Origin of the sequence: Embleya scabrispora DSM 41855, from assembly GCF_000372745.1 — a bacterium.
In the GTDB taxonomy this organism is placed as follows: domain Bacteria; phylum Actinomycetota; class Actinomycetes; order Streptomycetales; family Streptomycetaceae; genus Embleya; species Embleya scabrispora.
On the sequence record NZ_KB889596.1, the window covers coordinates 1 to 23,492 of the forward strand.

Below are 23,492 nucleotides of genomic sequence, written 5' to 3' on the forward strand. Positions count from 1 at the left end.
CCCACCCCCCACCCTGATCCCATGAAACTCCGCATCGGCGTCGGCCTCGGTCCACGCGACCCCGCCGACCCCGCGACGTTCGGCGAACTCGTCCGGCTCATGGAGCACATCGGCGTGGACTCGCTGTGGTTGCCCGATCTGGTCGGTGGTGACCTGCCCGACCCACTCGTCGGTATCGGCTACGCCGCCGGCCACACCCGGCGGCTCAAGCTCGGCAGCGGCGTCACCGTGCTGCCCGGTCGCAATCCGGTGGCCGTTGCCAAGGAACTCGCCACCCTGGCGGCACTCGCGCCGGGCCGGATCCTGCCGGTGTTCGGCGTCCGACACGCGACCGCGCGCGAACGACCGCTGTTCCCGATCCCGGGCCCGCGCGGCGAGGTGATGGACGAGGCGCTCACGGTCGTGCGTCTCCTGCTCGAAAACGACGACGTGTCGTTCGAGGGCAAGTACCACCGCTGTGAGCACGCACGCGTCGGCCCGCGACCCACCCGCCCACTCGACCTGTGGCTGGGCGGCAGCGGCCCGAAGTCGCTGCGCCGGGTGGGCCGGCTCGCCGACGGCTGGCTCGGCGCCGCGCTGACCCCCGACGAGGCCGGTGCGGCTCGACGCACGATCGAGGCCGCCGCGGCCGAGGCCGGGCGTACCGTCGACGACGACCACTATGGGATGAGCCTCGTCGTCGCGTTCGACGGCATGCCCGGCCACGAATTCGGCGCGCTGCGTCGGCAACGACCGGACGTGGACGTCGCCGAGTTGGTGCCCACCGGGTGGGCCGCCACGCGCGAGCTGATCGGGCGGTACGCCGAGGCCGGAGTGAGCAAATTCGTGGTCCGACCGGCCGGCACACCGCGCTCGTGGACCGCGTTCCTGACCGAGTTCGCCGCCGAACTGTTGCCGCTGGAGACGTGAACGATCTTGCCGTACGCGGTGATTGACGCTCCGTAAGCAAAATATTGCGCACACTCCCGGCTGCCGGAATCGTGCGGCCGGTGGCTCACACACCACGTGCGAACCACCGGCCGGACATTCGTCGCCGACCCGCCGACCTGCGTCGGAGCGGATGTCGACACGTGAACAGTCCCCGTATGCCCGGGAGTCGGTCGTGCCCTCCGTTTGGCCGGATTACGTACGGCAGCGCCGATCGAATCCGGCCAACGGTGCCGCGCAGGCCATCACGACGGAGGGTTGCGTCCGGTCTGACAGTCAGTCAGGATCGCCCCCGTTCCCCTCCGGACGGGGCGCGCCACCGAGCGCTGCCGCCGGCAACGAAGGACGGAAATACACGTGTCGACTTCCCCCGCGACTCCGCTCTGGCTTCAGGGACGGGACGCCGTCGTCGCCGCGGCGGCCCCCGACGACTGGCGCGAAGCGGCCCCCGACTACCACCTCTCGCACACGGTGATGCCGGGCCTGCGCAGCACACAGCACGCACCCGACTCGCTGGAGGCGATCGTCGAGAGCCTCGTGCAGGTCTTCGAGATGGAGGTCTCGCACAAGAAGGACCCGAAGACCTGGGTTTCGATGGCCATCGAACGCTTCCGCACGAATGTCAACGGCGGCCCGTGGGCGAGCGCGCAGGACATCGTCGACCAGGGCAGCTACAACATCCTGATCGGCGACAGCATCTTCTACTCGCCGGGGCGGGAGAGCTTCGAGTCCTCGCACCACATCTTCCACACCGCGTTTCCCGAGGGCTTCTACTGGGAGGTCCTCGAAGTCCTCTCCCCGCCGCCCGTGATCGCCTTCAAGTGGCGGCACTGGGGCAGCTACACGGGGGAGTACAAGGGTTTCCAGCCGGACGGCAAGACCATCGAGATGTTCGGCATGAGCGTGGCCAAGGTCAGCGAAGACCTCAAGCTCGTCGAGGTCGAGCACTACTACGACCCGAACGCCTTCCTCTCCCGCCTCACCGGCGGTTGCCCGGTCGCCCACGGCAACTGACCGGCCCGGCGGCCCGGCGGCCCGGCCCGCCCGGCCCGCCCGGCCGAACGTCACCGGGCCCGGCTCACCCCCCGACGCACCGGCCGTCGGGTGCCGGGCGGCCTCACCCCGAGCCCGCCCGGCGCCCGGCGCCCGCACCCCCCGATCACGCCGAGCCCCGCCCACGCGCGGCACCCGCCTCCCCGATAGCTTGGCGCACCACCGCGGTGCCCACCCGGTGGTTGCCTCGACGGGCCGGACCACGACCCGCCGACCGCCGAAGCACGAGCCGGGACGACGATGACCGACGAGCACGGCTCGCCCACCTTCCGGGTCGAGTGGAGCAGCGCGTTCCGGACCAACTCCGTCGGACTCGCCGGGACCGGGTTCCCGTTCGCCGCCGAGGTGTTCGAGCGGCACGGGGTGTACGGGATCGGCGGCGCGGCGGCGCGGGTGTGCGATCTGGTCGACGTACTCGAAGCGTTCGCGCAGCCGGTCGTCACGGTGCAGAGCCTCGGGCACTACTGGTTCGATCAGGAGGACCATCGCGAGTGCACGCCGGGCGAGATCGCCCGGGAGCAGGGTGTCGAGGCCGAGACGCACGACGTCACCTGGGCCGGGCACAACGAACTGCTCGTGCTGCGCCGGTCGGACCTGGGCCGATTCCTGGCGGAGCTGCATCCGTACAACATCGACGTGGTCGACGCGCCCGGCCCCGTGTCGGCCACGGCCGCCGACGAGATGGCACTCGCGGTCGGCACACGTGGTCCCGACACCTGCGTGCTTCACGATCTACCCGACGCCGAGCTGCATTTCTCCGGCCACGACGATTGCTACTTCCACATCGAGAGCCGCGACCCGGCGCTGCCCATCCGGGTGTTCGCCCGACTGCTGACCCTCGCCGCAGGCGCAACGCTGCTCGCGGGCTCCGAACCGGACACGAAGCCGAGCACCGACACGAACACCGGTACGAACACCGGTACGAACACCGGTACGAACACCGAACTGAGCACCGAGCCGAGCACCAAAACGGCCCATGACGCGGTCACCGTAGTCGAACCGGACGCCAGGCTCGTACGGGCGATCCTGTCCCGAAGCGCGCACTGGTCGGGCCCGATCGGCACGCCCGAACCCGACGGCACGATCCGACTCGACCTGGCGGCGGACAAGTGGCGGCTCGGCGAGCGCCTCCCACCCCGAGCCGACCTGTCGGCTCGCTACGACCCGGCCGGCGGTCGTTGGCACCTCGCAGAACCCGAGCCCAAGCCCAAGCCCGACGCCGAGCCGACGCCCAAATCCACTACCGGTCCCGATCAGGCCCGATAGCCCCAACTCACAACCGCGGCGCGCGCATTCGGGTCAGCCGTCCACCCTCACCACGAGCGTCGCATTCGGTGCTCACCGTCAAGGAGCGGTACGTGCCCGGGACGGTGGACACCCAAAAGCGCTCACCGAAGATCGTCGCCGGCGCCTGGAGCATGAACCGGCCGCGCCGGAACTCGACCTGCGGCGGCACACCGTCGTCCGGCAACACGCCCCACGCGAGCGCCCACGCCGGCTCGCCGCGACCGGACCGCAGCGCACCACGCAGCAGCGTCGGCCCCAGCGCGGCGCCGGCCACGGCCACGTCGATCAGCCGGTAGCCCGCGTACACCTCGAGCGCCGGTCGCCCACGCGACCCCTTGCCCACGCGCATCGTGCAGTCGCTCAGCCGCAGATAGAGCTCGGTGGTCGTCTGCTGCAGGACATCGCTCATGGCGCGCTCCCCCGTTCGAAGCGCCCGACGGGACAGTCCCTCGGGCCACACCAGGATCCGCCGCGGGGGCCGGCTGCCGCATCGGCTGTACGAACCGTTTCCGCCGGCCCACATACTCCCCCTGTAGGACGGAGAAATCCCACGGACCTCACCCGAACGAGCGAGTCGACGGCCCACGCACCACTCGCGCGAGGGTCAGGTCGCGCCCGGGACGGCCAGACCCGTCTCGTACGCACAGATCACCGCATGCACCCGATCGCGTAGCCCGAGCTTCCCCAAAATGCTGCTGACGTGCGTCTTCACCGTGTGCTCGCTGACCACCAGCGCCTCGGCGATCTCCGCGTTGGACATGCCCAGCGCCAGGCAGCGCATCGTCTCCCGCTCGCGCGTGGTCAACACGGCCAGCCGCTCGGACGGTTCGGCCGGGGCCTCCGTACGGGGTAGTCGTCGTGTGTAGTCGGCGATCAACCGTCGGGTCACCGACGGCGCGAGCAGCGCCTCGCCACTCGCCACCATCCGCACGGCGTGCACCAGGTCGTCCCGGCGCACGTCCTTGAGCAGGAAGCCGGCCGCACCCGCGTAGAGCGCGTCGTAGACGTACTCGTCCACGTCGAACGTGGTCAGCATGACGATCCGACAACCCGGCGCCTCGGCCGACACCACGCGGGCCGCCGCTATGCCGTCCATCCGAGGCATCCGGATGTCCAGGAGCAGTACGTCGGGCCGGTGCGCACGCACCGCCTCGACCGCCTCCAGGCCGTCGCCCGCCTCGGCGACCACGGAGATGTCCGGCTGCGCGTCCAGGATCATCGCGAAGCCGCTGCGCACCAGCCCCTGATCGTCGGCCACCACCACGCTGATCGGCATCACGAGGCCCGCGCCGGGTCGAGCGGGATCCGCAGCGCGACCTCGAAGCCCGGCCCGGTCACCCGCGGCCCGGTCGTCACGCTGCCACCGCACGCGGTCGCCCGCTCGCGGATGCCGATCAGCCCGTGCCCGCCGCCCGGACGCGGTCGCCCGCCTCGGCCGTCGTCGGTGATGGTGATCCTCATCGTGTCTTCGCCCCATTCGAGCCGCACCACCACCGTGGTGGCGTGCGCGTGCCTGACCGTGTTGGTCAACGCCTCCTGGACGACACGGTACGCGGCGATCTCCGCGTCCGAGCGCAGCGGTCGGCGCACGCCGACGCTCTCGTGGACCACCCGGAGGCCGGTCCGGCCGACCTCGGCGAGCAGGTCGGCGATGTTGGCGACGGTGGGCTGTGGTGCCCGGGCGCCGGCCTCGTCGTCCTCCTTGAGCGTGCCCAGGATCCGGCGGAGTTGCACCATCGCATCGCGCCCGGCGTCGGCTATCGCGTCGAACGCGGCCTCCGCGCGGGCCGGATCGCTGCGCACCACCACCGGTCCGGCCTCGGCCTGCACGGTCATCAGGCTTACCGCGTGCGCCAGGATGTCGTGCATGTCCCGGGCGATCCTGGCCCGTTCCCGCGCGGCGGCCCGGGCCACCTCGGCGTCCGCGCGGCGGATCTCCAGGTCGCGTTCGTGCTCCAGTCGTCGGGTGCGCTCCTCGATCCCGGCGATGTAGGCGGTCCGGTGTCTGGTGGCCAGTCCGAAGGCGGCGGCCGCGGTCAGGGCCAGGACGTCGAAGGTGGCCTGTTGCGCCGGCTGATTCTTGAAGTTCTCCACGACCAGCGTGATCGGCAACGCCAACGCAGCGACGGCGATCCGCTCCCAGCGCCGGCCGAGCGCGAAGACCGTGTAGATCGCGATCGTCATGCCGAACTGGAACGGCTGACCGGGTCGATGGTGCAGCGATACCGGCACGGTGAACACGGCCACCACACACGCGACCGCGAACGGCTGCCGGCGCCGCCAGATCAACGGGATCGCGGTGCCGCTCAGCAGCAGGAACCCGAGCCGATAGGGCGAACGCAAGGCGACCAGGAACGGCAGCGACACCATGAACTGCACCATCAGCGCGATCATGACGTCCATGACCTGCGGGTCGGTCCGTCGCAGGATACCCAACGTGTGTCTGGCCCGGTCACGAACGTGTCGGTCGGTGCCGCGCTCGGCGAGATGGTCGGCGAGGTGGTCGGACATGCGGCGTGCTCCCGGGTGGTGTGTACCGACAGTGTCGCCGTTGATCCCAACTCCCGCCTCGCTCGTGCGAGGGATCTGCGCGACACCCGACCGGGCGCGGACCTTCCGGGCCCGTCGAACCCGCCGGATCCGTCGGGTCTGCCGGACCCGGTCGAAACCGTCGGGTCCGCCGGACCCGTTCGGCGATTGCCCGCGCAAGTGCGCCACGGGACCGATGAATCGGGCTAATCGGTCCGCCGCCGGCGAACGCGCCCCCCGGTGGCATTTCGGGTACCGTCGCGTCTGGTACGACTGATCCCATGGCTACCGGCAACCGCTTCGTCCCCGACTCCGACCCCGACCGTTCGACACGGACAGCGCGGTGTGGTCGGCCGGCCGTCGCCCTCTCGGGCCGGACAGGGGCGGAGCCGTGCGGCCACTGAGGCGGGGCCAGGTGTGGACGATCCCCACCGTCGGCCGTGAACGTACCTTCATGATCGTGCAGAACGACCATGTCGCCGCACTGCACCCGGGCGCGGCGCTGTGCGCGCTGGTGGACACCGTCGGCGACCGGCGGGAGTCGCTGGTCACGGTCCGGATCACCACGCCGGTCAACGGCGTCGTGCTCGCCCCCGACCTGTACACGTCCCGGCATCGCCGCTTCGAACAGGGCACCTACCTGGGCGATGTCGCGCCCGAGGAGATGGAACGGGTCGACGTCGCGCTGCGCGCCGTCCTGGGTCTGTGAGGCGGTCGGCGAGGCCGAGGGCCGGCGGAGGTAGGCCCGGGACGGCGCGGCGAACGCGCGCCCCGCGCTATCTCGGCAGGGTGATCCGGAAGGTGGTGCGGCCGGGTTCGGAGTCGACCGTGACCGTGCCGTCGTGTCGTTCGACGATGATCCGGTACGAGATGTCCAGGCCCAGCCCGGTGCCCTCGCCGAGCGCCTTCGTGGTGAAGAACGGTTCGAAGATCCGGTCCTGGATCTCGCGCGGGATGCCGGGGCCGTCGTCTTCGACCTCGATCACCACCGACGCCGTGTCCGCCTGCGCCCGCAGGGTCAGCGTGCCCTTGCCGCCCATCGCGTCGGCGGCGTTGTCGATCAGGTTGGTCCACACCTGGTTGAGTTCGGCCGGATATGCCTGGATCTTCGGCAGGTCATCGGCGTACTCGCGCTCGACCCGGATGTCGCGCAGCGGACCGGCCAGCATGGCCACCGTGCTGTCCAAGCCCTTGCGCAGGTCGGTCTCCTGAAAGGGGGCGCGGTCCATCTGGGTGTACTGCCCGGCGGCGGAGAGCAGTTCGGTGATCCGGCCGAGCGCGTCGGCGACCTCGTCGAGCAGCGCCTCGCCCTCCAGATTGGCGGCGAGCCAGGTCAGTCCGGGGCGCGCGGCCGAGCCCAGCGCGGCGCCCGCGTCCCGGGCCCAGTCCTCGTACAGGCCCACGTTCACGAACGACGGGGCCGTCTCGTACGCGTCCGCGATGCCCAAGTCCTCAAAGATCTCGGCCACTTCGTCGGTACGGTCGGCGAACTCCAGCGGGCGCAGCCGGGGTGCCTCGGCGCCGCGGTGGGCCAGCACCTCGGCCTGGAGCCGGTCCAGCGCCGCCAGCGCCTCGGCGGTCGCCCCCGCACGAGCCAACTCGGCTCGGGCCGAGCGCAGTTCGCCCAGTCGGGTGCGCAGGTTCGCGGCGGCGCGCTCGGCTGCCGCTGCCGGGTTGCCCAGTTCGTGGGTGAGCCCGGCGGTGAGGGTGCCCAGGGCCACCATGCGCTCTCGCTGGCCGACCGCCGAGCCGTTGCGGCGCGCGCCCAGGAACATGCCCGCGACCAGGTGCGCGGCCATCGGGAACCACTCGGTGAACGCCTGCGCCAACTCGGCTGCCGGCAACACGAAGAACGTCGAGTCGACGTGTGTGCGCGCGGTGTTGCCGTACGCGTGCACGGCCGGCGTCGCGTCGTTTCCGTTGCCGTCCAGGGCGAGCGCGGCGCCGACGTAGGCGCCACGCATCGACGAACGGTGCACCTCCAACTCGCCGCCGCGCACCATGCGGTTCATCGTGACCTCGCCGGAGAGCAGCACGAAGAAGCACTCGCCGGGGTCGCCCTCGTGATAGAGCGTGGTATTCGCCGGGAACGCCTTGACCTTGCCGTGCGCGCACAGCCAGTTCAGGTGTTCGTCGGCGAGTTTCTCGAACAGGAAGAGCGTGCGCAGCTCCTCGGGCGGCAACACGTCGCACACGCTCATCGCGAGCCCTCCGTCGCCGGGATCCGGGTGTTCAGGGTCTCCAGGTAACGGTGTACCAGCATCACCGTCATCGCACCTTCGCCGACGGCCGAGGCGACTCGCTTGACCGAGGCCGCGCGCGAGTCGCCGGCGGCGAACACGCCCGGCACGGCGGTCTCCTGGACGAACGGGGGCCGGCTCCAGCCGTCGAGTTCGCCGTCGCAGTCGTCGAGGAGTTCGCTGCCGGTGAGGATGTAGCCGTCCCGGTCGCGTCGCACGCCGCTGCCGTCCAGCCACGCGGTGCGCGGGCTGGCGCCGATGAAGACGAACAGCCAGGACGCGGGGACCGTCTCCTCCTTGCCGGAGTCGCGGTCGCGCAGGGTGAGTTCGCGCAGGCGGCCGGTGCCGTGCGCGCGCGTGATCTCGGTGCGCACGCGCACCTCGACGTTGGGAATCTGTGCCAACTGCTCGATCAGGTAGTGCGACATGGACGCCTCCAGGCCCGCGCCGCGCACCAGGATGATCACCCGGCGGGCGTAGCGGGCGAAGAACACCGCGGCCTGACCGGCCGAGTTGGCCGCGCCGACGATGTAGACGTCCTGGTCGCGGGTGTCCGGCCCGGTGGTCAGCGCCGCGCCGTAGTACACGCCGCGGTCGGTGAGTTCGGCCAGGCCCGGCGCGTCCAGGGTGCGGTAGGACACGCCGGTGGCCAGGACGACCGCGTGGCCCCGGGCGACGACGTCGCCGTCGCACGAGATGGTGCGCACCTCGCCGTCCACGTGCAGCTCGGTCACATCGCGGGTACTGACTATCTCGGCACCGAACTTGAGCGCCTGGCGACGGGCCCGGCCGATGAACTGCGACCCGGAGATGCCGTCCGGGAAGCCGAGGTAGTTCTCGATCCGCGAACTCTGCCCGGCCTGGCCGCCGGTGGCCTGGCGCTCCACCAGCAGCGTGCGCAGTCCCTCGCTGGCCGCGTACACCGCGGCGCCCAGGCCGGCCGGTCCGCCGCCGACGATCACCACGTCGTACAGATCCCCGGAGGGGGTCACGGACAGACCGACGTATTCGGCCAGTTCACCCTTGGACGGGGCCCGCAGCACGGTCGAGTCCGGCGCGATCACCACCGGCACGTCGGCCTCGGTGGTGCCGGTCTCGCGCATCAGTCGGCGCGCCTCGGCCTGGGTGACGTCGTACCAGCGATACGGCACACCGTTGTTGGCGAGGAAGTCGCGCAACTCGAAGGATGGCGCGGAAAAGCGCGCGCCGATCACCGTGGCCCAGCTCTCGTCCGGCACCGGCGCGGTCTCCCACGCGGTGATCAGCGAGTCCAGGACCGGATAGAGCCGTTCTTCCGGTGGGTCCCACGGCTTGAGCAGGTAGTGGTCGATGTCCACGTCGTTGATCGCCCGGATCGCCGCGCCGGTGTCCGCGTAGGCGGTCAGCAGCACCCGTTTCGCTCGCGGGTACAGGTGTGCGGCCTGTTCCAGGAAGGCGACCCCGTCCATCTGGGGCATACGTTGGTCGGCGATGAGCACCGCGACGTGCTCGCCCCGCTCGTGCAGTTCGCCCAGCGCCTCCAGGGCCTGCGCACCGGATTCGGCGCGCACGATGCGATGCCGGTCGCCGTACTGTCGCCGCAGGTCGCGGGCCACCGCACGGGACACGGCCGGATCGTCGTCGACGGTGAGCAGTACGGGCTTGTCCACGGATTTCCTCACGCCATGGGAACACAAATGGGAACCGCTGCCCGGATCCGGCCTCGGCCGTGCACCGGACAGCACGTCCGCCACGTTATCCTCTCGCCGAAACCCGCAGGTGGGGTATGCCCGTGGCATTCGCCGGGGTCGGTTGTCCGGTCGCGCCGATCGGCGATCGTGGCTCAGTCGACCGTGCCCGCCTCGTAGGCCACGATGGCGGCCTGGACCCGGTTGCGGACGTGAGTGCGGCCGGCCCGAGCACCGCGACCACGCGTGTCGGCAACCCCGGGCCGTCCGCCGAGCGCCGCCCACTCAGGGAACACCGCGAACGCGACGGCGGCGTAACAGCGCCCGTCGGCCTGCGCGAGGAACACCGTCAACGCCAGTGGGTCCACCCGACCCGGCACGGCCGCTCCGACCAGGCAGATCGCGAGCGTCGCGCCGTGCCCGACGGACAACGCCGGCGGCGGGTCGACGGTCGGCACGCCGATGCCGAGCAGGGCCCAAAAGCCAGGTCGGCGGCCCAGCCGGAGGGGGTGGTGCGCATGCTTTCGACGCTATCGACCCGCCGCGCGCCGACACCTCCGTCGAAAGTCGTGCACTTTGCCTGTCGGTCCACCCCGAACATGCCTAACGTGACGCTATGTCCGAGAAACGACGCCCCCCGCACCGCGAGACCATCCAGGCACTCGTCGGAGTGGCCGTGATCGTGATCGGCCTCCTGGTCACCCTGATCCTGCACCTCACTCACGACCCGGACCCCGCCCCGCCACCCCGAAGCCCGATCCCGATCTCCTCGACCACGCCCCCGTCGTCGCCCCCTCCCGCACCGGCGGCAGCGGGCCGGTAGTCCGCGGGCGAAAGATTTACAGAGGGTTCTTTGCAGAGGATCCTTTGCAGAGGAGTCTCTGTCCAATACAGTCGGGCCGTGAACGACTCCTCGCGGCGGATGGACGCCCGCAGCCTGCGCGCCCTTGCCCACCCCCTACGTATGCGCCTGCTGGAGCTGCTGCGCCTCGACGGTCCCGCGACCGCGACGCACCTGGCGGCGCGCGTAGGCGACAGCACCGGGACGGTCAGTTGGCATCTGCGACACCTTGCCGAGCACGGCTTCATCGAGGACGTGCCCGAGCGCGGAACGCGGCGGGAGCGCTGGTGGCAGGCCGTGGTGCGGCCGCGCGACCTGCATACCAGCGAGTTCCGGAACGATCCCGAGTCGCGTGGCGCGCTGGATGTCTACCTGCGCGAATTCCTCCGGCAGCAGGGCGAGCGCATGGTCGAGTCGTTCGCGGACGCCGACGCGATGGGGCCCGAGTGGGTGCGCGCGCGGACCGTCTCGGACTGGAGCGGGGTGCGCCTGACGGCGGATCAGCTGGCCGAGCTGAGTCGACGGGTGATCGAGCTGGTCAACGAGGCCGTCCGGCAACCCGAGCAGCCGGGCGCGCCCACCATCGTGCTGCAGTTTCAAGCCTTTCCGCGCCGACCCGAGGAGAATTCCGGATGAGCGGGCTGCTCCGTCGGCATCGCGACTTCCGGCTGCTGTGGTGCGGCGAGACCGCCGGGAAGTTCGGCGCCTCGGTCACGGGCGTGGCGATGCCGTTGATCGCGATCTCGACGCTGGACGCCGGTACGTTCGAGATCGGCCTGCTCGGCGCCGCGGCCTGGCTGCCGTGGTTGCTGATCGGGTTGCCGGTCGGCGTCTGGGTGGATCGAATAGCCCGTCGGCCGATCATGCTCGGCGCCGCCGCGTCCTCCTGCGCACTGTTCCTGGCCGTGCCGTTGGCGCACTGGGCAGGCGTACTGAGTGTCGGGCTGTTGCTGGCGATCACGCTCGCGACCGGGGTGTCCGCGGTGTTCTTCCAGACCGCGTACACCGCCTACCTCCCGAGCATCCTCGCGCCCGCCGATCAGGCCGAGGGCAATGGCAAGTTGCACGGCAGCGCGTCCGCCGCGCAGATCGTCGGGGGCGGCGCCGGCGGGTTGATCGCGCAGGCGGCGGGTGCGGTGAACGGCATGTTCGTCAACGCCGGGACCTTCCTGAACTCGTTCGTCTGCCTTCTCGGCATCCGCCATCGGGAACCGCCGCCGAACGCGACGGCGGGCGTCGACGGCGTCGAACACCGCGCGCCGCGTTCGCTCGTCCGTGAGATCGGCGACGGGCTGCGCCTGGTCGCGCACGACCCGTGGTTGCGGACCTTCGCGCTCTACGGCGGCGCCTCCAATCTGCCTCTGGTCGGCCTCCAGTCCATCCAACTGGTTTTCCTGGTCCGCGAGGTCGGGGTGAGCGAGGGCGCGGTCGGCGGGCTGATCGCGGCCGGCTCGCTCGGCGGCATCGTGGGGGCGTTCGTCTCCCGTCGGGTCGCCGCGCGCATGGGCACGGCCCGGGCGTTCCTGGCGTTCGAACCGGGTGTCTGCGGCCTGGTCCTGCTCGTCCCGCTGACCACCGGTGGCGCGGGGCTGCTGCTGTTCGTGTTCGGCTCGTTCGCGATGGTCGCCGGTGTCGTGGCCGCCAATGTGATCAAGGCGGGCTTCCAACAGCGTTACTGTCCACCACAGTTGCTCGGTCGGATCACCGCGAGCATGCAGTTCGTCAACTACGGCACCATCCCGCTCGGCGCGCTGCTGGCGGGCACCCTGGGTTCCACGATCGGCGTACGCCCCACCATGTGGGTCATGGCCGCCGCGATCCCGGCCATGGGCCTGATCCTGGTCCTGTCCCCCGTCCGCCGCTGCCGCGACCTGCCCACCACGCCCCGGGACAGCACGGCACCGACCGTCCCCGGACGAGTGGCCTGAGAGCCGACCGGCCGACCCGGACGGCGCTGTGCACGGTTTTCGAAGCGCACCGAAAACTTGACGGCGGATGTCAAGTTATGAGGGGAGAGTGGGCCGCACGGAACGAGAGGCACCGATCAGGGTGCCCCGCAGACGATCCCGGGGTCCTCGAACACGATTCGAGCACCCTCGAACAAAGGAGTCTCCGATGACCGCGAACAACGCTGCCGGGCACACGGGCGGCGGCCCGGAATCGTCCGCCGCGATCGGCACGTTGGCCGCACGGGTACGGGGTGTCGTGGTCGTGCCGAAAGACGCCGGGTACGACGACGAGCGCTCCGGATTCCAGACCGCGTTCCGAGCGCGGCCGGACGTGATCGTGGGTGCGGCCGACGCCGAGGACGTGCGACTCGCCGTCGAGTTCGCCCGGGCGCGGGGCCTGCCGGTGGCGGTCCAGGCCACCGGGCACGCTCCGGCGAGCGCGGCTTCGGGCGGCCTGTTGATCTCCACCCGACGGATGGCCGGGGTCCGGGTCGACCCCCGGGCTCGGACCGCGTGGGCCCAGGCTGGTGCCCGCTGGGAGCGGGTGGTGGCCGAGAGCGCCCCGCACGGCCTGGCCCCGCTCAACGGCTCGGCCCCGCACGTCGGTGTCGTCGCGTACAGCCTGGGTGGCGGACTCGGTTTGATGGCCCGCGAGTTCGGCTATGCCGCCGACCATGTGCGGGCGATCGAGGTGGTCACCGCCGACGCGACCGTGCGACGCGTCACCGCCGAGAGTGACGCCGACCTGTTCTGGGCGCTGCGCGGCGGCCGGGACAACTTCGGCATCGTCACCTCGATCGAGTTCGACCTGTTCCCGGTGGCCCGGGTGTACGGCGGTTCGCTGATCTTCGACGCGGACCACGCCGAGGCGGCCGGCGCGGCCTGGCTCGCCTGGACCGAGACGGTGCCGGAGCAGGTCACCTCGTCGATCTCGTTCATCGGTCTGCCCGACATCGAGCAGGTCCCGCCGCCGTTGCGCGGCCGGCACACCGCGGCCATCAAGATCGTCTACACCGGCGAAGTCGCCGCCGGGGAACGCCTGGTGGCTCCGCTGCGCGCGGTCGGACCGCGCCTGGTCGACGACCTGACCGAGCTTGCCTACGCCGACTCGCACACCATCCACAACGATCCGGCGCACCCGCACGCCTACCTCGGCGACAACGTGATGGTCCGCGACCTGGATCCGCAGGCAATGCGTGAGGTGTACCGGATCGCCGGTCCCGACGCGCCGATGATGGTCATGCACGAGGTACGCCACCTCGGCGGCGCGTTGTCCCGGCAACCGGCGGTGCCCAACGCGGTCGGCCATCGCGACGCGCGCTACATCGTCCGGGTCGTGGCGATGATCGACGGCGCGGATCTCGATGTCGCGCGTGCCCTACAGGCCGACGTCCGGGCCGTGCTGAAGCCGCTGTCCGTCGGCCGCAATCTCAACTTCGTCTACGGCGACGGCGTTTCGCCGACCCCCGATCAGGTCGCGGCGATGTACGACCCGGAAACCCGCGCGCGGCTGGCCGAACTCAAGGCGGCCCACGACCCGACCGATCTGTTCATCGGCAACCACAACGTGGCCGCCCCGACCGCGAACGGCGCGTCGGCCCCCCGCTGAACTCCCCCGCCCGGTCCCACGATCATGTACCGAGTCATGGTCGGCGGGGCCGGGCTCGGCGGATGGGGAATCTGTTGTCGAAACGAGTACGAATGGCACCGGCGCGATCCACTACGGCGGTTGCGGCAGCGGTTCGCATGCGGGGCCGCACCCTTCCACGGCCTGCCGCGGACCTCGTCGTCGGCCTTTCCGGGCAGCGCGGATGACGCGGCTGCGGCGGATCCCGGTGCTCGCGGCGGTCGTACTGATGTGTGCGACCGGCTGCTCGGTGGCGACGGACGTCGTGAACGGGACGAGCTCGGAGAGTACGAGCAACGCGACCTTGAGCGACGCGAAACTGCGCGCGCGGATCAAGGCGATCGTGAGTCGGGTCCACTCGGTGCATGCGGTGGTCGACTTCGCCAGGGACGGCAGGGTCGGCGTGCGTGCGGACGCGCGGTTCGACGTCGGCACCCGGAACTTCACCGCGCGGCTCGAAGCCTCCGGAGTGACCGTCGAGGTGGTCGCCGTCGGTGCGGACGTGTACGTCAAGGCGCCCCGGATCTTCTGGCGGTCCGCGCTCGAGAACCGCGACTCGCGTGACGAGGAGACGATCACCGAACTCACCGGGCCCACCGACAAGTACGCCCACCTCCTGCGCGACGATCCACTGCGTGCCCGCCTCCTGGACGACGCGGAGTTCTACAACCCGCGGACCTTCCTCGAAGGGCTCTCCGAGGCCACCCGCCGAGCCGACCCGGGGTCGGAGAACCCGTACTCGGTCGTCTTCGAACAGGCCGGTGGAACCGGTAGGGCTCGTCTGTACATCCCCGCGACGGGAAGGCCGCTTCCCGAACGGGTGACCGTCGCGCGATCGGTCCGGAGCACCCTGGCCGTCACGTGGTCGGACTACGACAAACCCGTGCCCGTCAAGGCTCCCGCCGCCGACCGCGTCGTCGAGATGCGCTACCGGGTGAGCCAGGCGCCGCCGATGATCGCCCCGACGTCGATCGCGTACCGGACGTGGGCGAGCCCGGCCGGCTGACCCGGCGGCGCCCGGAATCGCGGCGACGCCACGATGACGTCAGGCAGCGTCATCACCGGCCATCACGCGACCGACTCGCCGGCGCCACACAAACACCTCGCACGTCGTGCGACGTCATATGCGCCACCGAAGCAGTCATCCCCACTTGCCATAGCGTCATATTGGCGCCATGATGACGTCATGGATCTCGCACCGTACGTCGACAAGCTCTGCCGCGAACTCGCCGTCACCGCCGAGGCGGGGGGTGCGGAGGCTCGTGCGCTCGCCGAGCGGCTGATCGGGCCGCTCGAATCGGCGACCAGGCTCGCCCTGCTCGAAGCGCTGTCCGCCGCCGCGGACGAGATCAGCCGCGAACTCGCCCCGGGCTCGGTGGACGTGAGACTGCGCGGAGTCGACCCGGACTTCCTGGTCACACCGGCACCGACCACCCGGTCGTTCGAAGCGGCGGCCGGGAGCGGATTCGAGGCCGGTCCGGGCGATCGGTCCGGCCCGCCGCCGACCGCCGCGCCCGTCCCCGAAGCGGACGAGGGCGGCATGTCGAGAATCACGCTGCGCCTGTCCGAGCAGCTCAAACCCAGGGTCGAACAGGCCGCGAGCCGCGCGGGCCTGTCGGTCAACGCCTGGCTCGTCCGCACGGTCACCGCCGCGCTCGAACCCGAGGACCGCGACAGTGGGCGACGCGCAACCTCGCGCGGCACCCAACGCTATACCGGCTGGGTGCGCTAGGGCGTGTCTTCAATCCCCCGTCGGGCTCCGCGGCGTTCGGTGCCGTGCATCGGCGCGCCGGGGAAACACTCGCATAGTGGTTCTATTCGGGCGTTTCACCGGGGCGGCGAGGTGCGGTGCCGGGCGTCGTGGTGCTCGGCGGGGGATTGAAGACACGCCCTAGGTGTATTCACCCGGGATGTCGAGCGCCGGACCGCCGCAGCCGCCGAGTCTTCCGATCGCCGTCCCCGGAGCACGAGCCGTCTCCGCGAGATGCCGTCTTGCACATGCCGTCCCCCGCACGCCGAACACGTATGTTCCCCACGCCCATCACCGCCACCAGGACGGGGTGCCATGCCCACCTTCGAAACACCCGAGCCGATCTTCGCCACCGTCGAGCTGACGGTCGGCACCCTGCGGATCAGCGCGAGCGACCGCACCGACACGGTCGTCGACGTTCGGCCCGGCGACGCGTCGCACGGCGCCGACGTACAGGCGGCCGAACAGATCTCGGTCGACTTCCGCGCGGGCCGCCTGTCGGTGAAGTCACCCCGAAACAAGTCCCGTTCCTTCTTCGGGCGCACCCCCTCGGTCGATGTGACGATCGAACTGCCCACCGGCTCCCGGATCGAGGGCAGGGCCGCCACGGCGGACATCCACGCCGAGGGCCGGATCGGCAAGGCCGGCTTCACCGTCGCCGCCGGCAACATCCGGCTGGACCGGACCGGCGCGCTGAAGCTGAACTGCACCAGCGGCGACGTCACGGTGGCCCACTCGGTCGGGCACACCGACGTCACCACCGCGGCCGGCGAGATCCGGATCGACAAGATCGACGGCACGGCGGTGGTCCGCAACACCTCCGGCCGCATCGCGCTCGGCGCGGTGACCGGCGAACTGCGGCTGAACACCACGATCGGCGACATCACCGTCGACCGCGCGCTGGCCGGCGTCGGCGCCAAGTCGGTGTCCGGCGACGTCCGGATCCGCGAAGTGGTGCACGGCGCGGTTCGTTTGGAGACCGCGTCCGGCGAACTGGAGGTCGGCATCCGCAAGGGCACCGCTGCCTGGCTGGACCTGGCCTCGCCGGTCGGCCGGGTGCACAACTCGCTGACCTCGGCCGACGGCCCCGCGGCGACCGACGACACCGTCGAGGTACGCGCCCGCACGCTGTCCGGCGACATCGTGATCCGCCGCTCCTGACCCGCCCCACCGACCCGCTCCGCGCCGACGCGCGCAGCGGAGAGGAGCAACCATGTGGGCCGCACGGGAAATGTCGGGCGGAATCTGGCCGTTGCCGCATCCGGTACCGCTGCCGCTGCTGTGCGCGGTGCTGATCCTGGCCGCGCTGGCACCCCTGGAGCGCCGGCGCCGGCATCGGGCGGTCGCCCACCGACGGACCACTGTCCGAACGACACGCGCAACGCGGCTAAATGTCGGAATTCACGACAGCCCCGGCGGAACATGAGACCCGAACTCGGACACCAGCCGCCTCGATCCCGCAGGGAGCATCCATGCCCGTGACCGCCGATCTCGACAAGCTGCTCGACAAGGCATACGAGAACAAGACCTTGAGCGAAGTCCTCGCCGCGCCCGTCGCCGGGTTGGCCGGAATCACCGACGCGCATGCCGAGCACCTCGCGTCGCTGAAGATCACCACCATCGGCGACCTCGGTCGCAACAAGCACTTCCGCTGGGCCGCATCGCTCGCCGACCTCCAGGACAGCGGCGCCAAGTAGCCGTCCACGGTGCACCACCGAGTGCCCGCGCCCGGCCGGACGGGGCCGCCGCGCGGGCCGCGCCGCGGTTCGGCCACACCGCCGCCCCCACCCCGGCCCGGTCCCGTACCCGCCTTCCCGCGGCCCGGTCTCAACCGGCGTGGTCGCTCTCCAGCGCCAACAGCAGATCCACCCGGTCCCGGGCCGAGAACAGGTCCCGACCGGTCAGATCGCGGACCCGGCCCATCCGTTGATGCAACGCGCTGACGTGTACGCCCAGCATCTGGGCGCAGCGCTGCCAGGCTCCGTTCGCGGCCAGGAAGGCGGCGAGTGTGCCGATCAGGTCGGTGCCGTGTTCGGCGTCGTAGGCGCGCAGGCCACCCAGGACCCGATCGGCGAACGCGCTGCGGACCGGCCCGGGTACGGCCGCCAGCAGCGCCGGATAGGCGTCGATCTCCGGCCCCGCGGCCACCGTGAGCCGGCCCGGGCGCGCCCATGCGAGGTCCCGCGCGCCCCTGGCCTGGGCCAGAGCCGCCGCCCATGTGGGGGACGTCCCGGCAACCCCGATCGCCACCCGCTCGGTGCCGAGCAGCGGTTCCCACCAGTGCGCCGCGCGCTCGAACGCCGCAGCGATCCGGGCCGCGGCGCCCGCTCCGGTCCCGGCCGAGCAGAACACGACCGACTCGGCCTTGCCGCAGGCCACCACCCACCGCGCCGCGGGATCCGCCCCGAGGACCCGCTCCATCAGGTCCACCACGAGCCGCCCGGTCGCCGGGTCCGCGCCGTCGCCGGCCGCACAGCACACGATCGGCGCCGCGTCCGGCCCGATGCCGGCCGCACCCAGGCGGGCCCGGACCGTCTCCGCGGCCGCGGCCGACTCGACCAGGTCGACCAGTTCCCATGCGTGCGCGCGCTCCACGGTCAGCCGCTCCGCACGCCGCGCGCCGCCGAGCAGCAGCAGGTCGGCGGCCTGGGCGAGCGCGTCGTCCTCCGTGCGGTCACCGGCGCAGACGAGGTATCCCGCGAACGCCGGTCCCCGCCCGAGCGCGAACACCGTCTCGCCGGCGATCACCGCGGGCAGCCGCGCCGCCGCGAGTGCGCCGCGGGCGATCTCGACCGGATCGGCCGCGACCCACGCGACGTCCGGCCCACCCGCCGACGCACCGGCGAGCACCCGCCCCGCGGGCGTCACCACCCGGCACGCCACGCCGAGTTCGCGGGCGAGCAGGTCCAGCAGGTCGTGCGTGTCCGCGCCCTCGGCCAACGCCGTGATCAGCCGACGCTGCCGACTCGGCAGCCGGCCCGTGGCCGGTCCGTGTTCGGCCGCGACCCGATGCGCGACCACCTCGGCGATCCGCACCGCAGAGGCCGCGCGCGGCGCCAACAGTAGCGGCAGGCCGGCTCGCGCACAGGATTCGACCAGCGCGTACGGCACCTCGTCGGGGGCCGGTTCGACGTCGTCGACCCCGTCGCGGGCCTCGGGCACCACCACGACCGCCGCCGCGCCGGCCGCCGTGAGCGCTCGCGCGAGCCCCCCGTGGTCGGCGCCGTACACGTCCGCGTGCGACACCACGAGTTCGCCGCCGATCAGGCCCCCGCCGGGGTCGACCGGATCGGCGGCGGACACCCGAAGCACCTCGCGCGCGAGCCCCTCCGTACCCGCCAGCAGGGCCAATCGCAGCTCGGGCATGCCCAACAGATCCTCGACCCGCACCGCCGTGCCCCCAAGCCTTCGCCCATCATGTTGCGATGATCGTATGAACACGGAGCGATGCGGACACGACGCTTCCGCTGGTTCCTCTGCACCACCGCTGTCCGAAAAGCACCGAACCGTACGAATCAACGGCCACGAACGGGCACTCCACACCCGGCGGGCAACGCCCCGGACGCGGACGAAATCCGGCCCCGCTCACCGGGTCCGGCGGGCCCGGACACGCTGGGACCACCGTCGCGGGCCGAGCCCGCTCAGTCGTACGCCCGAGCGATCGCCGTCGCCGCCTCGGCGACCGTTCGGCGTGCCTCGGGCGGGTCCAGCACCTGCACGTCCGTGCCGAACTGGAGCAGTTGACGGACCGCGCCCAGTGCCGGGTAGCCCAACTCGACCGTCACCCACTCGGCATCGTGCTCCTGCGGCGGCCCGATCAGCCAGGCTCCGATGATCCGCACGAACATGTCCTGCCGGGTCCGTCGCACCCGGGCCCGGATCCGCACCGCCACCGGCTGCTCGTCGATGCCCCGGCGCAACGCATGCCACACCTGGGCCAGTTCGACTCCGGCCCGGCGTCGCACCGGGTCCTCGGTGACGGTGAGCCCGGTGAGCCGATCCGTGTGGAACAACCGCGGTGTCCCGTCCCGATCCGCGACCAGGTACCACGTTCCCGCCTTGGCCACCAACCCGTACGGGTCGACCGTGTACGTCCGAGGCGTCTTGGACCCGCTGCGCCGATAGCGGATCCGCAACCGCCGGTCCGCGAAAACCGCATCCTGCAACGCCTCCACGTCCACCGCCGGTCGCGGTCCCACCATCCACCGCTGCGGGTCGATCAGCACCCGACGGGTCATCTCCTCGGCGGCGGGCCGATACGGCGCGGGCAGCGCGACCATCACCTTGCGCAGCGCCGAGCCGAGTGCGCCGTCCAGGCCGAGCGCCGCGTGCGTGCCCTGCTCGGCGAGCACGAACAGGGCGCGGGCCTCGTCCGAGGTGAGCCCGGTGACGTCGGTCCGGAACCCGGGCAGCAGCGAGATCCCGCCGTGCCGACCGCGCTCGGCGTATACCGGCACCCCGGCCGTGGACAGCGCCTCGACGTCGCGGTAGATGGTCCGCGTCGACACCTCCAACCGCTCGGCCAACTCGGCCGCCGGCACCCGGCCGCGAGTCTGGAGAAGCAACAGGATGGAAAGCAGCCGATCGGATTTCACACCCTCAAGGATGCGCCCTCGCCGCGGCGTGAACGGATCAACCCGTCGGGGCGCCGCCCCGAACCGACCGTCCGCCCGCGCGCACCCGCCGGACCGTGACCAACCGTTCCACCCCCGACCGCTCGCCGTCCGCATCGATGCGCGCCCCGTGCGCCGGCTGCCCGATCCCGCCGCCGATGCGACCGTTGAAGCCATGGAACGCCCGAACGTGCGCATCGTCATCGACGACAGCCCCCTGCGCCCGCATATCGACGCGGCCGTGCTGTCCAGGGTGGACGCCGCGACCCGGGCGCACTACGAGCGGGCCGTGGAGCACGCGCTGGAGCAGGCCGCGCTCGCCTGGCAGGCCCGCGACTTCGTCGCGTTTCGTCGCCAACTCGCCGTCCTGGCGCAGACGGTCACCGACATCCAGCGCCTGAGCACGACCGGCCCCCACCGCGCCGACCACTGAGCAACCTCAGCTCGAAGCCAACCGAAGCACCAGGGCCGCGACCGCGACGAGGCCGAACACCGCCGCCGGAGCGGCCGCGTAGTCGCGCACCCGCAGGTGCGCCTACACCGCGCCGACGAAGTACAGGATCAGCCCGATCGCGGCGGCGACCCCCAGCCCGGGCACGGCCAGGCCGGCCAACAGACCGAGCGCGCCGGCCGCCTTGGCCGACGCCGGCCCCGGGAACCAACCGTCCGGCACGCCCAGCGTCCGCAGCCGCGCCACGATGCCTCCCGACGGGTGATGGTGATCACCGCGGACGCGGTGAGTACGACGGCGAACAGGGCGCTGACCACGGCGTAGCCGATGAACACGGGACCTCGATGCCACGGAAGGGACGAAAAGCGTCCGGCCGAAGCCCGGCCGACGCGCTGCTCACCGTGCTCGGTCGGCCGGTGTCGAGGAAGGCCGTACCGAGACAGGCACCGCCGGGGCCACGATCGCACCGCCCGCTCGCCATAGACTGCGGGCCGTGAGCGAGAACGAACTTGGCACATACCTCCGCGACCGCCGCGCGGCGGTCCGGCCCGCCGACGTCGGGCTTCCCGGCGGCGCCCGGCGGCGCGCCCCGGGCCTGCGCCGGTCCGAGTTGGCGACCCTGGCGGGGGTCAGCGTCGAGTACCTCGCACGGCTGGAGCAGGGCCGCGACCGCCGCCCCTCCGGCCAGGTCCTGGCGGCGCTGGCGGACGCACTCCGGCTGACCTCGGACGAGCGCGTGCATGTGCGCCGACTGGCCAAGGCCGCCGCGGGCGAGACGTTCCCGTGCCCGGGCGGGCAACCGCCGGCGCGGACCGTGCGACCCACCGTGCGCGCGCTCTTGGACCGACTGGAGCCGGCCCCGGCGCTGCTGGTCAACCGGCTCGGCGACGTGCTCGCCTTCACCAACGGCTACGAGCGCCTCGCCCGCCCGCTGGGCATCCTGGACGACGAGCAACCCAACCTCGCCCGCTACGTGTTCACCGACGCCCGGGCACGTGCGGCCTATCCCGACTGGGAGCGCATAGCCGACGACCACGCCGCGATCCTGCGGGTGGCGGCCGTGTTCGACGATCCGTACGTACAGGACTTCCTCGACGGCCTGGCCGTCGAGGCCGGCACCGCGTTCACCGCCCGCCTGGCCGCGCCCGCCACGCCGCCCCGCCGGGTCGGCGTCGAGCGCCTGGCCCATCCGGAGGCGGGTGAACTACGCCTGGAGCGCGAGATCCTCGACCTGGCGGACGTCGACCAGACCCTGGTCGTCTACCTGCCCGTCGACGAGCCCACCTCGGCCGCGCTGGACCACCTCACCGGCCGGCACCCGGGCGCGCTGCGCGCGGTCTGACCCGGCCGGCGGGGCCCGGCAGGCGCGCGTTGCCTGCCGGTCGTCGAACGCATCGCCGCCCTCGACCGGCCCGGCGATCACGGGCCGGCGAACGGACCGGCCGGGGCGGCGACCCGAACCCGCCCGTCACGTCCCGGGCTTGCGCCCGTACACGTACACCTCGTCGCCCGTGTGCAGCAGTCCCCAGTACGCCTGAGCGTCCTCCGGCCGCATGTTGACGCAGCCGTGCGAGCCCGGCGGTGAGGTGATCGCACCGTCGATCGCGTGGAACGCGATGCCGCCGTCGAAGAATTGGCTGTACGGCATCGCCACGTCGTAGAGCGTGGACCAGTGGTTCTTCGCGCGGTAGTAGACCTTGTGCAGGCCGGTACGGGTCTCGAAGCCGTCCCGTCCGGAGCGGATGGCGACCGGCCCGTGGATCCGCTTCGCGCCGTCCTGGATCCAGCTGACCTGCCGGCCCAGGTCCACGCACGCGATCCGACCGACGTCGGTCGGGCATTCCCCCTCGGTACCCGTGCGCTGGAGCGCGCGATGGGTGACGGGGCCCGCGTACCCGGCCGCCGGGCGAATGCCGTGCTCCTGCTGGTAGGTCCGGATGGCTCGGCAGTCGGCGGTGGACTGCCGGCCGTCCACCGGGAGCCCCAACGCCTTCTCGACCTGGCGCTGATACGTCCCGGTCCGCGCCGTACACGCGGAGGGCCCCGCGCTCGCCGGCCCGGCGAGGACGACGCTCAGCGGCACCACCACGGCGGTCGCGGCCACCGCCGCCCCCGCTCGACGACACACACGCGTGAATACACTCATCGGTCTCCCCTCGAGTCGTACGCTCGCCCGCCTGCTCGTGCGGCACGCCCGTACGCCGGTCACCGGCGGGTGCGCAGGCTTCTACGCTCCGTCAGTCTGACGCAGAGTCAACAATGCCGCACCTCCACCGGCGCACCGGTTGGTCACGATCCGACGCGACGCCACGAAAGCGGCCGATATGCGCCGATTTGTCGCCGAGTTCACCGATCGGCCCGCGCGCCGGCGCAACCGGCGGAGCCCCCGCCCCGGCTCGACGCGCGCTCCGCCGCGACCGCCTCACGAGTGCAAGGTCCGCACTCACGAACCGACTTCGCCTCCACGGCCACCAAGGCAGCCGAACGTCGCGGTCACCGAGTGCACTTCGGGAACCGCAGGGCGGGCGCCGGGTGCCCACGGCACCGCCCGGCGATCC

24 protein-coding genes are annotated in these 23,492 nt (G+C 71.8%); 14 read left to right on the top strand and 10 right to left on the bottom strand.

The annotated features are described in order from the left end of the window. Positions 1-21 precede the first annotated feature (21 nt). The 3 genes from A3IC_RS0109525 to A3IC_RS0109535 all read left to right on the top strand — a co-directional run bounded on the left by A3IC_RS0109525 (position 22) and on the right by A3IC_RS0109535 (position 3,246). Positions 22-909 (top strand): TIGR03854 family LLM class F420-dependent oxidoreductase, encoded by an 888-nt coding sequence (locus tag A3IC_RS0109525; RefSeq protein ID WP_020549827.1) that lies wholly within the window; start codon positions 22-24, stop codon positions 907-909. 375 nt (positions 910-1,284) lie between these two features. Continuing rightward, complete coding sequence (locus tag A3IC_RS0109530; protein ID WP_020549828.1) at positions 1,285-1,941, top strand: ester cyclase; 657 nt, start codon at positions 1,285-1,287, stop codon at positions 1,939-1,941. Between the two features lie 279 nt (positions 1,942-2,220). Continuing rightward, positions 2,221-3,246 (top strand): hypothetical protein, encoded by a 1,026-nt coding sequence (locus tag A3IC_RS0109535; RefSeq protein ID WP_020549829.1) that lies wholly within the window; start codon positions 2,221-2,223, stop codon positions 3,244-3,246. A 7-nt stretch (positions 3,247-3,253) separates the two neighbouring features. Here A3IC_RS0109535 and A3IC_RS0109540 read toward each other — a convergent pair whose 3' ends face one another. The 3 genes from A3IC_RS0109540 to A3IC_RS0109550 all read right to left on the bottom strand — a co-directional run bounded on the left by A3IC_RS0109540 (position 3,254) and on the right by A3IC_RS0109550 (position 5,778). Beyond that, positions 3,254-3,676, bottom strand: coding sequence for a hypothetical protein (locus A3IC_RS0109540; RefSeq protein WP_020549830.1), 423 nt, complete (start codon positions 3,674-3,676; stop codon positions 3,254-3,256). 195 nt (positions 3,677-3,871) lie between these two features. Continuing rightward, positions 3,872-4,543, bottom strand: coding sequence for a response regulator (locus tag A3IC_RS0109545; protein WP_020549831.1), 672 nt, complete (start codon positions 4,541-4,543; stop codon positions 3,872-3,874). Further along, entirely contained in the window at positions 4,543-5,778 is a 1,236-nt protein-coding gene (locus A3IC_RS0109550; RefSeq protein ID WP_020549832.1) for a sensor histidine kinase, read from the bottom strand. The genes A3IC_RS0109545 and A3IC_RS0109550 overlap by 1 nt, the downstream gene beginning before the upstream one ends. Before the next feature lie 433 nt (positions 5,779-6,211). Here A3IC_RS0109550 and A3IC_RS0109560 point away from each other — a divergent pair, with 433 nt between their 5' ends. Continuing rightward, positions 6,212-6,505, top strand: a complete 294-nt coding sequence (locus A3IC_RS0109560) for a type II toxin-antitoxin system PemK/MazF family toxin (RefSeq protein ID WP_020549834.1) — start codon at positions 6,212-6,214, stop codon at positions 6,503-6,505. 67 nt (positions 6,506-6,572) lie between these two features. Here A3IC_RS0109560 and A3IC_RS0109565 read toward each other — a convergent pair whose 3' ends face one another. From A3IC_RS0109565 to A3IC_RS0109575, 3 genes are all read right to left on the bottom strand, one after another. Beyond that, the gene (locus tag A3IC_RS0109565; RefSeq protein WP_020549835.1) at positions 6,573-7,997 is read right to left on the bottom strand and encodes an ATP-binding protein; all 1,425 of its coding nucleotides are present in this window, start codon (positions 7,995-7,997) and stop codon (positions 6,573-6,575) included. Next, a complete protein-coding gene (locus tag A3IC_RS0109570; RefSeq protein WP_020549836.1) occupies positions 7,994-9,685 on the bottom strand; it encodes an FAD-dependent oxidoreductase in 1,692 nt (563 codons plus the stop codon). Before A3IC_RS0109570 ends, A3IC_RS0109565 begins: the two co-directional genes overlap by 4 nt. A gap of 173 nt (positions 9,686-9,858) precedes the next feature. Continuing rightward, complete coding sequence (locus A3IC_RS0109575) at positions 9,859-10,161, bottom strand: hypothetical protein (RefSeq protein ID WP_020549837.1); 303 nt, start codon at positions 10,159-10,161, stop codon at positions 9,859-9,861. Between the two features lie 158 nt (positions 10,162-10,319). Here A3IC_RS0109575 and A3IC_RS0109580 point away from each other — a divergent pair, with 158 nt between their 5' ends. The 8 genes from A3IC_RS0109580 (at position 10,320) to A3IC_RS0109615 (ending at position 17,567) form a co-directional block, all read left to right on the top strand. Further along, positions 10,320-10,526 carry a hypothetical protein gene (locus A3IC_RS0109580; protein WP_020549838.1) on the top strand — a complete coding sequence of 69 codons (207 nt, stop codon included), beginning with the start codon at positions 10,320-10,322 and terminating at the stop codon, positions 10,524-10,526. A gap of 78 nt (positions 10,527-10,604) precedes the next feature. Beyond that, the gene (locus A3IC_RS0109585; RefSeq protein WP_026218062.1) at positions 10,605-11,180 is read left to right on the top strand and encodes a winged helix-turn-helix domain-containing protein; all 576 of its coding nucleotides are present in this window, start codon (positions 10,605-10,607) and stop codon (positions 11,178-11,180) included. After that, positions 11,177-12,472, top strand: a complete 1,296-nt coding sequence (locus A3IC_RS0109590; protein WP_020549840.1) for an MFS transporter — start codon at positions 11,177-11,179, stop codon at positions 12,470-12,472. The genes A3IC_RS0109585 and A3IC_RS0109590 overlap by 4 nt, the downstream gene beginning before the upstream one ends. A gap of 187 nt (positions 12,473-12,659) precedes the next feature. Continuing rightward, a complete protein-coding gene (locus A3IC_RS0109595; protein ID WP_020549841.1) occupies positions 12,660-14,102 on the top strand; it encodes an FAD-binding oxidoreductase in 1,443 nt (480 codons plus the stop codon). Positions 14,103-14,304: 202 nt separating this feature from the next. Further along, positions 14,305-15,126, top strand: coding sequence for a hypothetical protein (locus A3IC_RS0109600; RefSeq protein WP_020549842.1), 822 nt, complete (start codon positions 14,305-14,307; stop codon positions 15,124-15,126). Between the two features lie 180 nt (positions 15,127-15,306). Then, positions 15,307-15,852 carry a hypothetical protein gene (locus A3IC_RS0109605; RefSeq protein WP_020549843.1) on the top strand — a complete coding sequence of 182 codons (546 nt, stop codon included), beginning with the start codon at positions 15,307-15,309 and terminating at the stop codon, positions 15,850-15,852. Between the two features lie 333 nt (positions 15,853-16,185). Beyond that, positions 16,186-17,031 (top strand): DUF4097 family beta strand repeat-containing protein, encoded by an 846-nt coding sequence (locus tag A3IC_RS0109610; RefSeq protein ID WP_020549844.1) that lies wholly within the window; start codon positions 16,186-16,188, stop codon positions 17,029-17,031. A gap of 311 nt (positions 17,032-17,342) precedes the next feature. Next, entirely contained in the window at positions 17,343-17,567 is a 225-nt protein-coding gene (locus tag A3IC_RS0109615; protein ID WP_020549845.1) for a hypothetical protein, read from the top strand. Positions 17,568-17,697: 130 nt separating this feature from the next. Here the strand turns inward: A3IC_RS0109615 and A3IC_RS0109620 are convergent, their stop codons facing one another. Together A3IC_RS0109620 and A3IC_RS0109625 are read right to left on the bottom strand one after the other, a co-directional pair. Next, positions 17,698-19,236 (bottom strand): PucR family transcriptional regulator, encoded by a 1,539-nt coding sequence (locus tag A3IC_RS0109620; protein WP_158695875.1) that lies wholly within the window; start codon positions 19,234-19,236, stop codon positions 17,698-17,700. A gap of 275 nt (positions 19,237-19,511) precedes the next feature. Next, the gene (locus A3IC_RS0109625) at positions 19,512-20,465 is read right to left on the bottom strand and encodes a helix-turn-helix transcriptional regulator (RefSeq protein WP_020549847.1); all 954 of its coding nucleotides are present in this window, start codon (positions 20,463-20,465) and stop codon (positions 19,512-19,514) included. A gap of 193 nt (positions 20,466-20,658) precedes the next feature. On the opposite strand from A3IC_RS0109625, the gene A3IC_RS68455 reads away from it, so the two are divergent. Next, on the top strand, positions 20,659-20,916 hold the full coding sequence (locus A3IC_RS68455; RefSeq protein WP_158695876.1) for a hypothetical protein: 258 nt from the start codon (positions 20,659-20,661) through the stop codon (positions 20,914-20,916). A gap of 102 nt (positions 20,917-21,018) precedes the next feature. Here the strand turns inward: A3IC_RS68455 and A3IC_RS70730 are convergent, their stop codons facing one another. Next, on the bottom strand, positions 21,019-21,180 hold the full coding sequence (locus A3IC_RS70730) for a DoxX family protein (RefSeq protein WP_020549849.1): 162 nt from the start codon (positions 21,178-21,180) through the stop codon (positions 21,019-21,021). Positions 21,181-21,427: 247 nt separating this feature from the next. Here A3IC_RS70730 and A3IC_RS0109640 point away from each other — a divergent pair, with 247 nt between their 5' ends. Beyond that, the gene (locus A3IC_RS0109640; RefSeq protein WP_020549850.1) at positions 21,428-22,276 is read left to right on the top strand and encodes a helix-turn-helix domain-containing protein; all 849 of its coding nucleotides are present in this window, start codon (positions 21,428-21,430) and stop codon (positions 22,274-22,276) included. Between the two features lie 126 nt (positions 22,277-22,402). On the opposite strand, the gene A3IC_RS0109645 is transcribed toward A3IC_RS0109640, so the two are convergent. Then, a complete protein-coding gene (locus A3IC_RS0109645) occupies positions 22,403-23,080 on the bottom strand; it encodes a L,D-transpeptidase family protein (RefSeq protein WP_079026346.1) in 678 nt (225 codons plus the stop codon). Positions 23,081-23,492 lie beyond the last annotated feature (412 nt).

What these genes read in the sequence shown, in the direction of transcription:
- A3IC_RS0109610 (WP_020549844.1), top strand. Translation starts at nt 16,186, where the DNA reads ATGCCCACCTTCGAAACACCCGAGCCGATCTTCGCCACCGTCGAGCTG.
- A3IC_RS68455 (WP_158695876.1), top strand. Translation starts at nt 20,659, where the DNA reads ATGGAACGCCCGAACGTGCGCATCGTCATCGACGACAGCCCCCTGCGC.
- A3IC_RS0109620 (WP_158695875.1), bottom strand. Translation starts at nt 19,236, where the DNA reads ATGCCCGAGCTGCGATTGGCCCTGCTGGCGGGTACGGAGGGGCTCGCG.
- A3IC_RS0109615 (WP_020549845.1), top strand. Translation starts at nt 17,343, where the DNA reads ATGCCCGTGACCGCCGATCTCGACAAGCTGCTCGACAAGGCATACGAG.
- A3IC_RS0109565 (WP_020549835.1), bottom strand. Translation starts at nt 7,997, where the DNA reads ATGAGCGTGTGCGACGTGTTGCCGCCCGAGGAGCTGCGCACGCTCTTC.
- A3IC_RS0109590 (WP_020549840.1), top strand. Translation starts at nt 11,177, where the DNA reads ATGAGCGGGCTGCTCCGTCGGCATCGCGACTTCCGGCTGCTGTGGTGC.
- A3IC_RS0109595 (WP_020549841.1), top strand. Translation starts at nt 12,660, where the DNA reads ATGACCGCGAACAACGCTGCCGGGCACACGGGCGGCGGCCCGGAATCG.
- A3IC_RS0109535 (WP_020549829.1), top strand. Translation starts at nt 2,221, where the DNA reads ATGACCGACGAGCACGGCTCGCCCACCTTCCGGGTCGAGTGGAGCAGC.
- A3IC_RS0109540 (WP_020549830.1), bottom strand. Translation starts at nt 3,676, where the DNA reads ATGAGCGATGTCCTGCAGCAGACGACCACCGAGCTCTATCTGCGGCTG.
- A3IC_RS0109545 (WP_020549831.1), bottom strand. Translation starts at nt 4,543, where the DNA reads ATGCCGATCAGCGTGGTGGTGGCCGACGATCAGGGGCTGGTGCGCAGC.
- A3IC_RS0109525 (WP_020549827.1), top strand. Translation starts at nt 22, where the DNA reads ATGAAACTCCGCATCGGCGTCGGCCTCGGTCCACGCGACCCCGCCGAC.
- A3IC_RS0109605 (WP_020549843.1), top strand. Translation starts at nt 15,307, where the DNA reads ATGGATCTCGCACCGTACGTCGACAAGCTCTGCCGCGAACTCGCCGTC.
- A3IC_RS0109550 (WP_020549832.1), bottom strand. Translation starts at nt 5,778, where the DNA reads ATGTCCGACCACCTCGCCGACCATCTCGCCGAGCGCGGCACCGACCGA.
- A3IC_RS0109600 (WP_020549842.1), top strand. Translation starts at nt 14,305, where the DNA reads ATGACGCGGCTGCGGCGGATCCCGGTGCTCGCGGCGGTCGTACTGATG.
- A3IC_RS0109645 (WP_079026346.1), bottom strand. Translation starts at nt 23,080, where the DNA reads ATGAGTGTATTCACGCGTGTGTGTCGTCGAGCGGGGGCGGCGGTGGCC.
- A3IC_RS0109580 (WP_020549838.1), top strand. Translation starts at nt 10,320, where the DNA reads ATGTCCGAGAAACGACGCCCCCCGCACCGCGAGACCATCCAGGCACTC.